At 35.4% G+C, this 12695-nt stretch carries 17 protein-coding genes; all 17 read left to right on the forward strand.

Annotated features, from left to right (window positions below):
• The 17 genes from CLOLE_RS04320 (at position 1) to CLOLE_RS04395 (ending at position 12694) form a co-directional block, all read left to right on the forward strand.
• On the forward strand, positions 1 to 504 hold the full coding sequence (locus tag CLOLE_RS04320) for a hypothetical protein (RefSeq protein ID WP_013655860.1): 504 nt from the start codon (positions 1 to 3) through the stop codon (positions 502 to 504).
• 24 nt (positions 505 to 528) lie between these two features.
• Positions 529 to 879 (forward strand): DUF6673 family protein, encoded by a 351-nt coding sequence (locus CLOLE_RS04325; RefSeq protein WP_013655861.1) that lies wholly within the window; start codon positions 529 to 531, stop codon positions 877 to 879.
• A complete protein-coding gene (locus CLOLE_RS04330; protein WP_013655862.1) occupies positions 879 to 1451 on the forward strand; it encodes a bacteriophage Gp15 family protein in 573 nt (190 codons plus the stop codon). The genes CLOLE_RS04325 and CLOLE_RS04330 overlap by 1 nt, the downstream gene beginning before the upstream one ends.
• Positions 1452 to 1635: 184 nt before the next feature.
• Positions 1636 to 5274, forward strand: coding sequence for a phage tail tape measure protein (locus tag CLOLE_RS21615; protein WP_013655864.1), 3639 nt, complete (start codon positions 1636 to 1638; stop codon positions 5272 to 5274).
• Positions 5264 to 5608, forward strand: a complete 345-nt coding sequence (locus CLOLE_RS04340) for a hypothetical protein (protein ID WP_013655865.1) — start codon at positions 5264 to 5266, stop codon at positions 5606 to 5608. Before CLOLE_RS21615 ends, CLOLE_RS04340 begins: the two co-directional genes overlap by 11 nt.
• Positions 5609 to 5617: 9 nt before the next feature.
• The gene (locus CLOLE_RS04345; RefSeq protein ID WP_013655866.1) at positions 5618 to 6898 is read left to right on the forward strand and encodes a hypothetical protein; all 1281 of its coding nucleotides are present in this window, start codon (positions 5618 to 5620) and stop codon (positions 6896 to 6898) included.
• An 11-nt stretch (positions 6899 to 6909) separates the two neighbouring features.
• A complete protein-coding gene (locus tag CLOLE_RS04350) occupies positions 6910 to 7431 on the forward strand; it encodes a hypothetical protein (protein ID WP_013655867.1) in 522 nt (173 codons plus the stop codon).
• 70 nt (positions 7432 to 7501) lie between these two features.
• Positions 7502 to 7744, forward strand: coding sequence for a hypothetical protein (locus CLOLE_RS04355; RefSeq protein ID WP_408610347.1), 243 nt, complete (start codon positions 7502 to 7504; stop codon positions 7742 to 7744).
• 26 nt (positions 7745 to 7770) lie between these two features.
• Positions 7771 to 7947 (forward strand): hypothetical protein, encoded by a 177-nt coding sequence (locus CLOLE_RS04360; RefSeq protein WP_157864037.1) that lies wholly within the window; start codon positions 7771 to 7773, stop codon positions 7945 to 7947.
• Positions 7948 to 8018: 71 nt separating this feature from the next.
• A complete protein-coding gene (locus CLOLE_RS04365) occupies positions 8019 to 8783 on the forward strand; it encodes a hypothetical protein (protein WP_013655870.1) in 765 nt (254 codons plus the stop codon).
• The gene (locus CLOLE_RS04370; RefSeq protein ID WP_013655871.1) at positions 8773 to 9771 is read left to right on the forward strand and encodes a hypothetical protein; all 999 of its coding nucleotides are present in this window, start codon (positions 8773 to 8775) and stop codon (positions 9769 to 9771) included. The genes CLOLE_RS04365 and CLOLE_RS04370 overlap by 11 nt, the downstream gene beginning before the upstream one ends.
• Before the next feature lie 9 nt (positions 9772 to 9780).
• Positions 9781 to 10011 (forward strand): hemolysin XhlA family protein, encoded by a 231-nt coding sequence (locus CLOLE_RS04375; protein ID WP_013655872.1) that lies wholly within the window; start codon positions 9781 to 9783, stop codon positions 10009 to 10011.
• A gap of 10 nt (positions 10012 to 10021) precedes the next feature.
• Positions 10022 to 10162: a hypothetical protein gene (locus tag CLOLE_RS22825; protein WP_013655873.1), complete on the forward strand. Its 141-nt coding sequence runs from the start codon at positions 10022 to 10024 to the stop codon at positions 10160 to 10162.
• Positions 10163 to 10290: 128 nt separating this feature from the next.
• Positions 10291 to 10533, forward strand: coding sequence for a phage holin family protein (locus tag CLOLE_RS04380; RefSeq protein WP_013655874.1), 243 nt, complete (start codon positions 10291 to 10293; stop codon positions 10531 to 10533).
• The gene (locus CLOLE_RS21620; RefSeq protein ID WP_013655875.1) at positions 10502 to 11236 is read left to right on the forward strand and encodes a peptidoglycan recognition protein family protein; all 735 of its coding nucleotides are present in this window, start codon (positions 10502 to 10504) and stop codon (positions 11234 to 11236) included. The genes CLOLE_RS04380 and CLOLE_RS21620 overlap by 32 nt, the downstream gene beginning before the upstream one ends.
• Before the next feature lie 212 nt (positions 11237 to 11448).
• Positions 11449 to 12276 carry a ParA family protein gene (locus CLOLE_RS04390; RefSeq protein ID WP_013655876.1) on the forward strand — a complete coding sequence of 276 codons (828 nt, stop codon included), beginning with the start codon at positions 11449 to 11451 and terminating at the stop codon, positions 12274 to 12276.
• Positions 12269 to 12694, forward strand: a complete 426-nt coding sequence (locus CLOLE_RS04395; RefSeq protein ID WP_013655877.1) for a hypothetical protein — start codon at positions 12269 to 12271, stop codon at positions 12692 to 12694. The genes CLOLE_RS04390 and CLOLE_RS04395 overlap by 8 nt, the downstream gene beginning before the upstream one ends.
• Position 12695: the final 1 nt, after the last annotated feature.

The raw sequence follows: 12695 nt of genomic DNA on the forward strand, positions 1-12695 counted from the left end.
ATGAAATTAGTAGCAAGAGAAGACAAGGTTTTATTTTATGGTGTACCAAGTGGAAGTAGTGGTAGCGTAACTTACGCTTACAAAAGGGCACAAGGCTTTACAGATGCAAGTAAAAGTCATAATCCAGTAGAGTACAACCGTAGATATGTGGATGAAAAAGCAGCTAGGACAAATGTAGTTGGGTATGAGCCTTCTATCGCGTTTGCCTTTGATCAAATTCTAGATAATGATGTACACGAGGATATTGTGGGTATTATTGATGGAGAGAAGATTAACGATGAGGCCACAAGACCTTTAATCATGGTTGACCTAACTACTAAAACGGGTGATGCTGGAAGTGAAACCTATACAGGATATAAGAGAGATTTCTCTATTATCCCATCTAGTGAAGGTGGAAGTACAGACGCTTACACATATTCAGGAGACTTTAAAGCCAACGGTGAGGTTATCACAGTAACAGGTACATTAAGTGCTGATGGTCTTACATTTACACCAAGTGTTTAATATTAGAAAGAGAGGTATAACCCTATGATTAAAGTAAACGATGTAGAATTAAATTTCGATGTGATGGATGCAGTACAGTTAGAAAATTATGAGGCGGCTTTGCTAAAAGTAAAAAATACTAATCCAGCTAAGGGTTTAAGTGCTTCAGGAAGAATTAAGGAACAATGTAATGTTGTAAAAACTTTCTTTGATGAAGCATGCGGAGCAGGTACAGCTGAAGCACTCTTTGGTGATAGCTACAACTATCGTACACACTATGAAGCCTTTGAGAGTTTCATCAATATGATTAGTGAGGAAACCAAAAAAGAGCAGAAGGCGATGGATGAACGTGTAGCTAAGTACACTCTTAATAGAGCACAGCGTAGGGCAAAATAATGAATATGCTGGTTGACTTATTACCTCAAAGTGTAGAAATAGACACTCTTAAATATCCAATAAATACGGATTTTAGGGTGTCTATTTTATTTGAGGAGTTAATGCAAGATAAAGAGATACCTATGGAAGAAAAGCTTGATTTAGCCATTAATCTTTATTACAAGCACAAACCACATGATAAGGCCCAAGCAGTAAATAGGCTACTTTGGTTTTATAGATGTGGTAAAGAACTCGAGAAAAAATCAAGTAGTAGCAAATCAGATCACAAAGCTATTTACTCTTACGAGCATGATGATGAGTATATCTATTCTGCTTTTCTACAACAGTATAATATTGATTTACAAGATGTTGAGGAATTGCACTGGTGGAAGTTTAAAGCTTTGTTCAAGAGCCTAAAAGATTGTAAGATAGTTGAGATTATGGGTTATCGTGCTATGAAAATAGATGCCAAAATTCCTAAGTCTCAAAAAGAATACTATCAAAGAATGAAGAGACTTTATAAATTACCAGATAACAGATCAGAAGAGGAGAAGGAGCAAGCGATTGTAAATGTCTTCTCTTCTTTATTTTAGCTAGGAGGGCGTATGAGGAAATGGTATATATGTCCTCACTGTGGGTATAAGCTTTTACAGTATGAGGACGGTAAAGCGGAAAGTAAATGCACCTATATAAAGTGTAAAAGATGTAAAAAGGAAATTGAAATAAAAATAGCTACATAGAGCCTGAGAGCCGTAGCCTTAAGAGAGGTGAGGATACTTGGCAGATGGTTCTATTATTATTGACACCCAGTTAAACAATAAAGGTTTTAAAGATGGACTAAATGGCTTAAAAGGATTAGCAGATAAAGGACTAGGAGGACTTAAAGACCTAGCCGGTGGTGTAGCAAAAGCATTAGCTGCAGTAGGAGCAGCATTAGCAACTGCAGCTGGCTTTGCAATCAAAGCAGGTATAGAGTTTGAATCAGCTTTTGCGGGTGTCAAAAAGACCGTAAACGGAACAGAGGAACAGCTCGCAAGCCTAGAAGGTGCTATTCGAGACATGGCTAAGGAAATGCCCCAAAGTGCTGCTGAAATAGCAGGAGTAGCAGAAGCAGCCGGACAACTAGGTATAAACATAGATAAGATAGATAGCTTTACTAAGACAATGGTTCAATTAGGTGATGCTACAAACTTATCTAGTGAGGAAGCAGCTACTAGTCTAGCAAGACTAGCTAATATTACAGGAATGAGCCAGGACGATTTTGATAAGCTAGGAAGTACAATTGTAGCACTAGGTAATAATTTAGCTACTACAGAGTCAGAAATTACTGCTATGAGCTTAAGACTTGCAGGAGCAGGTAAACAAGTGGGTATGAGTGAGGCACAAATCTTATCTCTAGCCGGAGGTTTATCTTCTGTAGGTATAGAGGCGGAAGCTGGTGGTAGCGCATTTAGTAAAGTAATGTCTGATATGGCATTAGCGGTAGAGACAGGTAACAGCTCTTTAGGTCAATTTGCAGCAGTAGCAGGCATGAGCAGTGAGCAGTTTAAAAAGGCATTTAAAGATGATGCTGCTGGTGCAATAATGAGCTTTATCCAAGGCTTAGGAACTGCTGAGGATAGGGGAATAAGTGCTATTAAAGTGCTTGATGACATGGGTATCACAGAGATAAGGCTTAAGGATGCACTCTTGAGAGCTAGTAGCGCAAGTGATGTGTTTGCTAAATCTATGGATATCGGTAACACAGCATGGAAAGAAAATACTGCTTTAGCTAAAGAGGCTAGCGCTCGTTACGCCACTATGGAAAGCCAGATAGGCATATTAAAGAATAAGCTTACAGACCTAGGTATTACTTTTTATAAAGATGTACGTAACCCCATGGTTGAGGTTGTAAAGACCGCTAATGATATGCTAGATAAATTAGCTAGTGCATTCGAGAAAAACGGTCTAGAAGGTTTAGTTGTAGCTTTAGGTGATGTATTTAGTGAGATAGTTGTAAAAGTGGCAGAGGCAGCGCCTAAAATGATTGAAGCAGCCTCTGATTTGATACAGTCATTTATACAGGGGCTGAGTGATAATTTAGAGACCATATCAGGAGCTGCTATAGAAATGGGGATGTCACTCGTAAGAGGCATAGGTGAAATCATACCAAGGCTCTTGGAGTTAGGTGTAGATATTATTAAAGCTTTAGGTAAAGGGATACAAGAGAATATTGCAGAGATAGTTGGTATAGCAAAAAATATTATAATGTCTTTGGTAGACTCTTTTGTACAAATTATGCCTACACTGTTACAAACAGGATTAGCTATCATCTTGGAACTAGGTAAAGGTATTGCTGAAGCGCTACCAAAGCTAATACCCGTTGCAGTGGAAACTATTTTAGACTTTATAGACTATATTTTAGAAGAAGATAATATTGAAAAACTGCTTAAATGTGCAGAGAACATTATAATAGGTCTAGCTGATGGGATTGTTAAGGCATTGCCTAAATTGGCAGATAAAGCACCAGAGATTATAGGTAAATTGGTAAATGCTCTTGTTTCAGCATCTATTGCGCTTGTACAATGCGCGGATGAAGTTATGCAAAAATTTATAGAAGGTATAATGGCTGTAGATTGGGCACGAACTGGCAAAGATATTATAGATGCAATAGGCAAAGGGATACTTGGGGCAGGACAAGATTTGCCGGGAACATTGGCTAAAGGTATAAGGCTAAACCTAAAACAGTTTGGGCTTATAGGTTTGCTTGCCGACAAAGGATTAGATGCATTAGGGATTGGAAAAGATACAATCGACTCTACATTGCATAAATCTTCTAGTGGTAGGTACTATGGTGGTAGTGGAACGAGTTTTGATGATCCTAAATACAAAACATTGGATGATGGTGTTGATAATGGCATGAAAATGCCTGGTGATATTGTTGATTTAACTGAGTATGATAAGAACGCTCAAGGCTACCTAAAGCATATTCAGGACATCATGGATAAGGGTGCCAAAGAATATCAGGATAAGGTTGAAAAAAATGCAAAAGAAAATCAAGAAGCAAATGATGATGCGAATAAGGGCTCAGAATTGCAGCTATTTGATGCCTCAGAGGAATACGCAAGGTTGGAACAAGGCCTAGAAGTTAAACGTTCAGAGGAGTACCTAGCCCTAAAAGAAAAGCTATCTGCAGAGGAATTAAAGCAGCTAGAAAAAGAACTAGCAGAAAAAGAAGCTATAGGAGTTGCTGGAGTACAAAAGGCCTATAACAAATACATTGCAATCGAAAAAGCTAAGGTAACTGAAAAGGAAAAGGCTATAAGTGATTTAGAGGCTAAGCTAGATAAGCAAAATAAAGCCATGTCTATAGCTAGTGAGTCTAAAGATTTAGAGGGTGCTTATAAAGTTCTGGCTAAGTTAGAACTCGACTTAATGACTGACTTGGATGAAGAAACTAAGGCTCAGAAGCTTAAGGATATTGAGTCAAAGGCTAAGAGCGTAACAGAGAAAGAATTGAATGCGCTGGCTGAAACTAATCAAGCTAAGTTAGAGCTAACTAAACAAGGTTTAGAGGACGAGAAAGCCTTACAAGAACAGTATATTAAGAATTATGAAAGTACCTATTCTGGTATGATTTCAGCATATGAATCAGCCTACAACGTAATCATGAATAAGCAAACGTCACTCGAGGAAAAATTTAAAGCTTTTGGAGATTTATTTGACAAATTCACAGAGCAAAATGACAAGGGTGAAGATATCGAGTTTATGAAGCTTGGTGACCTAAAAGATGATATAAACCAACTCACCTTATTTGGTAAAGGACTAGATGCACTTAAACAAAAAGGGGCAAGTCAAGACTTCCTAGAGACGATTACCAATATGAATATGGAGGATGCTTTAGACTTTACTGAATTGTTATTAGCACAATCAGATAAAGACTTCCAAAGCTATTTGGCGTTATGGGAAGAAAAGCAGAAACTAGCCGGAGAGCTTGCAAGTGGCTTCTACAAGGATGAGTTTGACACACTCAAAGCTGAGTTTACCGACAAGGTAAATGATGAGCTTGGATTAATGCCGGATGAAGCGCAAAAGATAGGTCAAGATACTGCCAGTAAACTAGCTGAAGGACTTAGAAGTGGCGTTGATTTAGTTAAAGGTGCAGTAGGTGAGCTAGTAGCACAAATGCAAGCAGCAGTTGCAGGAGAAACAGCCTCTATAGGTGCTAATCTTTCCACATCTAGCACGGTTACGCAAAATGTAAACACTAAGGACAACGGTGTTATAGGCGCCTTAAGTGCTATATATGGTGCTTTGACAGAAGAAGCAGGCGCTCCTATTATTGTTAATATGAATGCAGATAAAGTAGGAGAAGGTTCTGTAGATGGTATGTTAAGGGAACTTAGGAGAAGAGGGGTGACTTTTGATGTTGATTAAAATTGGTAGTTTAGACTTAACTGATATAGTGGCGTACGAAGTCACTCATAAAGACATCACTAAAGAAGTTAAGAATAGCTTAGGGGATACGTTTATTTACGTACTAGGCGAAAAAGTAATACTTAAAATAGGACTTGGTGCATTAGACCAAAGTAAAATGAATGCTTTAATGACCGCACTTGGAAGTATAACGGTTACAGTAGAGTTTGTTGATACCGATGGCATAACTAAGACTAAGACCATGAAACGACCTGACAGGATAACACCTATTAGGTCGTTTTTAGATTCTAAGGCTTACTGGGATGAGAGCAGTATAACACTTACAGAATTATAAGGAGGTAGCATGATAACTACAACTGAAGCTTTTAAACAAGCCATAAAAGCTAATGTGGTTAAAGCAAGAGCTAGGGTAGTGTTTAATTATGCTACCCCTCTTACTATTGGCCAAGAAAAAATAATTAATATTAATGTCATGCAAAGAGGCGAGATTGCTTTAGGTTGTTTGCAAGATGACAAGATTAATTTAGAGTTAAAGGCTGATGCACTTACAAGTGAGCAATATGGTCAAGAGGTTACAGTAAAAGTATACCTAGGATGTGTGGTCAATAGCGTAAATGAATTTGTATGTATCGGCACTTTCAAGCCAACTCGATGGCAAAAAAGTGATTATATCCTATCGCTAGAGTTAGGTTCTAATATACCTACTAAAAATATAGCCGAGATACTAGCAGCTCAAAACATGTTACTAAGTGAGTATATAGTATCTGCTATCAGTAAGCTTATGGGCGAAACAATTACTATAGGTTCTATTGTAGACGGAACACTAGACAGTGCATATCTGTACTATAAAACAGTAAAAGAGCAATTAAAGGCTTTTGCTTTTGCCACAGGTGGGATTATACGTTATAGGGAAAACTTAGAACTGGTACCGTATAAGTTTGGTACAAGTGTAGCTACTTATAAAGAGGGGCCTAATGAAATGATACTCGATAAGAGTGGTAACAGCACAGACCTAGTTACCACTAAAACTAATTATAGATTAGTACGTAGTGTATTTACCAAAGAAGAAGATACTACTCTTTATAGTGCCACTAATGTAAGAGCTACAGAAGATTACATACCTTATGAGTTTAGTTTTAATTCTCCTGGACTTGTAAAGTATTTTAACTTTAAAAAATACAGCTATTTTAGCGCTCTTAAATATGGCTTATTTGGAGGCAGTATTAGTCTTGGTAGTGGCTATGGTGATGTGACGAGTTATATAGATTTTAGTATTGTAGGTACTAAAATACTTAGTACAGCAATAGCTACTGTAGACGATACAGTAACTTACCTTAGCAATCCATATATACAGGCATCTAGTCAAGTAAACGCCCACAGTTTGGATATTTATAATGGCGAAAAATATAGCTTTAAGGGTCGTATAGACCCAAGTTTGCAGATTGGAGATACTATTACTATTTATGACGTGGGTGATATGCTCGTAACGTCTCTTAATTACAAATTTGATGGTGGTCTTACTGGCACTATAGAGGGGATTTTAATAGAACAAAATACTTATGATTACGTGGAATATCTAGATGGCACATGGTATGCAAATGGTACCAAGGTGCTAAGAGCATAGGAGGTAATAACATGGCGTGGCATAATAGTTTTAGTCAATTTTTATCAAATACACTAGAGCATACTAAAGCGAGTTTTTGGAATAGTGTGTTTCAAGAAGCTCTAGACAACGACAATTATTTAAAAGAAAGTAAGCTTGACACAACTAAAGTAGTTAATACATCTGATGCAGTGGCAACAGATGTAAAGGCTCTTAACGCAGTACATGCTAATCCTAATGTGGAAGGAACCATGGCCAAGCAAATAGCAAACAATACGCAACAAATCAATGTTTTAAACACTATAGAAGAAGTAGATATGCTAAATGGATGGCAACACAACGATGGAACAACTAAATGCAAAATTTCTAGGGTCGGAAATACGGTAACGATTACCGACTTTTTTGTGACTGGCGTAAAAACAGACCCTACTACAATAATGGTTTTACCTGTCGGATGTAAACCAATTATAGCATTTGATATAGGAATGGAGTCTTATACTTCTACTCCATTTTCTCCTAACACAATGTTTTTAGTTTTGCACCTAACGGGGTAGTATCTGTAAGAGGAACACCTAGTGACACATATGTAAGATTTATTTGTACTTTTGTGTGTAATTGGGAGGGGTGGTAATATTGGAATATTTAAGAAATAAACATGGGATATTCACAAACAATGAGACAACAGGACAAACAGCCGAGGAGGTTTATGCACAATATCTAAATGATTATTTTGACTTAATAGATGGAGAATATGTGCCAAAACAAATTGATAATTGTACAGGGCCTACTATACAAGAAGAAGTTGAAAGCTTAAAAGAACAAGTTTTAGAGTTATCAGACATAATAATTCTTATGTCACAACAATAATTTTAAAGGAGAAAAGGAGAATGGATATGGCAAGTTTTAAAAATACTATTATTAGAAATATTAGAGCAAAAAGATTTGAAAGAGAATATTATGAAACAACCATTGCCACATGGCTTTTAAATGGATGGCTTACAGAAGAAGAAGCTACAGAGGTATTTGTAGTATTAGACGAAGTATATCCTCCAACAGAAAAAACAGAATAATTAAAACTAAGGCATAGAGAACACCTGAGAGGGTGTATTTTTTATGCCTTTTTAGAGGGGGTGCTTAAGCCATGATTAGTGATGCAAGTCAATGGGTTGATATTGAACTGGAGTGGTCATACTCAAGCGGGGTAACGCCTATTACGAACGGTTATAGTATAGATAACTCTAGAATTGAATCAGATACTACACTTACAGAAAATCAAAGCACTAATAAGTATGGGGTTATATTTATAATAGCGAGCTTAGATGCTAGTATAAACAACTATTGCGAATTGGTTTTTTATGATTCTAGTGGGAGTATGCTTAATGCTAGTAGAACTTATTTTAATATAGTAGAAGATGGCAAGACATGGATTGAAATAGACGTGCCACATAAAGTAAGCCGAGTAGAATATGTGTTTGGTGGAAAATTTGACGTGACAGCTATACAGCTATACGGCGTTAGTAATTTAGCTACTGTTAATGTTGCAACATATGAAAGTGTTGGGACTGTTCAGCCCGATAAATTTCAGGGAGTAAAAGTTGAAGCTGATGGACGCATAGGTGTAAATATCGGGGATGGGTTAACAATCACAGCAGATGGTAAGGTGACCACAACATCTGATTTAAGTGGTAGCAACTGGACTAGCATAGATGACTATTTAGATGGGTGGGTTGTAAATGCAGCTATAGATACACAGAGTAATATAAGCGGAGGATATTGGTTTAAGTTCCTAAGTAATGGAGATCTACAGTATCTTAATGGCAACAGAACTATTAGATGCACTAGCCATAATTCTAATATGCCAACTTATACACCGCCAGTGGAGGAGAGTGGTACGAGTGGAAGTTAATACACCTTGGGGAACAGCCGAAACAACAAGTGCTTCTTATAAGCTTGGCAGAAATCATGGACTTAGTGTTGGTGCTATTACAGGTGGAGTGAATCCTATGCCTATAACTAAAAACGTATTTAATATAACGCCATGTTGTTTAGTAGATAGTGAGGCATTAGTTAGTACAGAATACAATATACCTGTGACATACATTTATCCTTGGGATTACGTAAAAAAATTGGATTGGCAAAATGCATTAGTTGATATGATTAATAAAACTGGATTTAATTGTGAAGCAAGTGAATGGCAAAGTGGAACATACAAAATAGTAGGCATAAAGATTCCTATTTGTAACAACCAAAGATATATTCATATTGGTTTGCTAAATGATACTAGCTACCAAACAAATGAAACAAAGGATTATGTACCTAGATATTACCTTAAATATCAATTACGCGATGCTAGTGGTAACTTAATAAAAGATTATATCCAGGCTAGTTATAGCTTGCCGGTCGTTAATAGCAATCTACAATTTTACTCATCAACAGTTGCTCATGGCAAAATAAAGCTGTTTCACTTTAAACCAAATACATCAAGTGAAATTTTTCGGTTATTAGATATAGACCAACTATTTTCATTGTCAAATGGATCATATCTAGATTTAGATGGCGCAGCTGTAACTTTATCTAACCCAACACTAATTTGTGGGCCAATAAACGATACTAATTACGTTACAAACAAAGTTATATCATTTGTAAGTCCAGATGTAGAGTATGCAGAGAACATAAAATTGTATCACACTACATTTAATAACGGAACAATATTAGAAGATGTATATGTGCCACTTATGAGCCTGTATGGGAAAAGCAATCCATTCATATTAGTTGATGTAAACACGTTCGAATATTACTATTGTGTACATTTTAACGGAGGAATTGGTAGCACTATTGGAATAAACTCATTTAAAGTATTAGGAAAATCAGATATAAAATATAGTTTTGGATAGGAGGGCACCATGCCACAAGACACACAGGATGTTTTACAGGAAATTAAAGAGAAACTAGGAAGCATTCAATCGGCTGTAGATAATATAATGCCAGTTGTAGATCTTAAGATTGAAAATATGGAAGATAAGCTTAAAGTGGCCAATCACCGAATATTAGACTTAGAAGAACAGAACAAGTGGTTATGGAGATGTATTGCTGGAGCAATAATTGCGGGTGTTATTGCAATGTATTTTAAATAGGAGGGAACCTATGACTGAAGATGAAAGAAAAATACTAGAGCAGGCAGAAGCTATTAAGAAAAAAGAAGCAACAAAGGTAAAGCAGAAGAAAAAAGGTAGATTCATGAAAGGCATCATTATAGGTGTCTTTCTTTTTTACTTGTTTTCATAGGTGTCGTATTGTGGCTATTCTATAAAACTGGAAGTGAGCCTAGTACCTTAATAGCAAGTGTTTTTGCAGTAGCAGTGGGCGAGTTTAGTATCTTAGGCAGTATTAAGAAAAAGAAAGGGTGATGAAATATGAAAAATATTAATTGGAAACAGAAACTTAGTAGTAGGAAGTTTTGGATAGCCTTAGTGGGATTTATTACATCTATTCTAGTGGCTTTTAATGTACCTACGCTCACTGTAGAGCAAGTTACAACTATTGTTATGGGTGGTGGAACATTAATCGCTTACATCCTGTCTGAAGGATTTATAGACGCTAAGCGAGTAGAGGAGGGCAATAAGGATGGAGATACAACAAAAACTACTAACAGTTAATCAATACAGTAGACCAGGTACTAAATTAAAGCAGGTTAAAAACATAGTAGTACATTGGGTAGGTAATGCAAATTCTACAGCAATAGCAAATAGGAATTATTTCGAGAGCCTAAAAGAGAGAAAGTCTTTTGCTAGTTCACACTACATCATAGGACTTCAAGGAGAAATCATCCAGTGTGTGCCAGAAAGCGAAATTGCTTATCATGCTAACAATGCTAATAGCTATTCTATAGGTATAGAGGTATGCCATCCTGATTGGCAAGGTAAGTTCTCAGAAATAACCTACAAGAGCCTTATTAACTTACTAGCAGACTTATGCAAGCGCTACAGTTTAGAGCCTACCACAGCGATTATAAGGCACTATGATGTAACTAAGAAGCTATGTCCTAAGTATTATGTAGAGCATAGTGGAGCATGGTTACAGTTAAAACAAGATGTAAAAGTTAATATGGGTACAGAAGATACAGAATTAAAGAAAGCTGCCGAGATATTATACAAGCGAAACATTATATCAGTTCTTAGTGCATGGGATGATGTGACTAAATTTAAACTAGAATACGTTCCAGGTCTATTAAAGAACATGGGTGGCATAGATAGGTTGGTTAAGGATAAGATAATCTCAGATAAGCTCCTGTGGGAGTATAAGCAGTACAATGCTAATCATGTAAGAGATTTAATAATTAAGTATAGTAAACTAGGGTAGGGCCAAAAGCCTTACCCTTCTTTTTTATGCCTAAAACGTAGATTTGTTTTGAAAGCATACGCAATCAATTGTGAATTTTATTAAATCAAATAATTAAATTCGACACAATAAATTGAATATTAGTGAAAAAAAATATCATATATGTTAATATTGATTATAAATAAAGTAATAGTTTGAAATTTATTAAATATATATTATTAGGGGATGATTTTATGGGAAAAGTAGTATCATTTATAAATATGAAGGGTGGTGTAGGTAAGACCACATTGTGTATAGGTATTGGGGAATATCTAGCACATAATTTAGATAACCATATACTATTTATAGACCTAGACCCACAATTTAATACTACCCAATCACTCATGAATGAATTTGATTTAGAAGACCAATATCTTACCGAGTATACTAAAAAGAATATTACTGTAAAAAGACTTTTTGAAGCACCTACCAAATTATCTGAGAAGCCTAAGTTACCTAAGACAGAAGAAGTAATAATTAATTTAGACGATAATATTGATATAATTCCAGGGACTATTGATTTGATTTTCGAAGATAACAGTAAAGATGGTACTAAAGCTAGAAGAGTAAAGAAATTTATAAACGAAAATAACTTAACACAAAAATATGACTATATTTTTATTGATTGCCCACCCACAATATCACTATATACAGATGCAGCATTAATTGCATCAGACTTTTACTTAGTTCCAAACAGAATAGATAGATATTCCATATTAGGTATAAAGCTATTGAAACAAGTTATAGATAGAATTTCATACGAAGAAGATTTATTAATAAAGCCATTAGGAATAGTTTACACTATGTTAAAAGACTCTACTGTAAAAAGTGACTCATTAAGAAAGAAATTTGAAGAAAATACAATAGTGGGAGATATAGGCTTATTTAACTGTAGTACTTCTTATGTAAATGACTTATTAGTTGGTCTTCAAGGAAATATATCATCTAAGTATAAAAAGTCAAGACAAGATATCAGTAATTTATGTAACGAATTCATAGAAAGGATAAAGAGCCATGATTGATATTTCAAATTTAGAAAATAAAAACACATGTGTTAAATTATTAGACAAATTAAATAATAATAGTACAGATATATCAGACCTAATAGGAGTAGTTAGTGTTTTGGTATATTCTAAACAAATATTTCCTAAAAATAAAAATGTATGTGAATTTATAGAGGATATTTTTAAAGAAAAATATCCTCTATATGTTACAAAATCTAGAACATTAATGGTTGCAAAAATAAGTAGAAAAATATATTCAATAGAATATCAAGAAATGACTGCTATTTGTAATAGAATACAAGGTTATTTTATATTAAACAATAATGATGGTGTAGATAATATTAACCATGAGGAGAATAAAATACAGGGTAGGAAGACAAAAAATAAGACTAAGAATGAAAATGATAAGCTTGAAACATGGCTTAAAGGGTTATAAA

Origin of the sequence: Cellulosilyticum lentocellum DSM 5427 (genome assembly GCF_000178835.2) — a bacterium.
GTDB lineage: Bacteria > Bacillota > Clostridia > Lachnospirales > Cellulosilyticaceae > Cellulosilyticum > Cellulosilyticum lentocellum.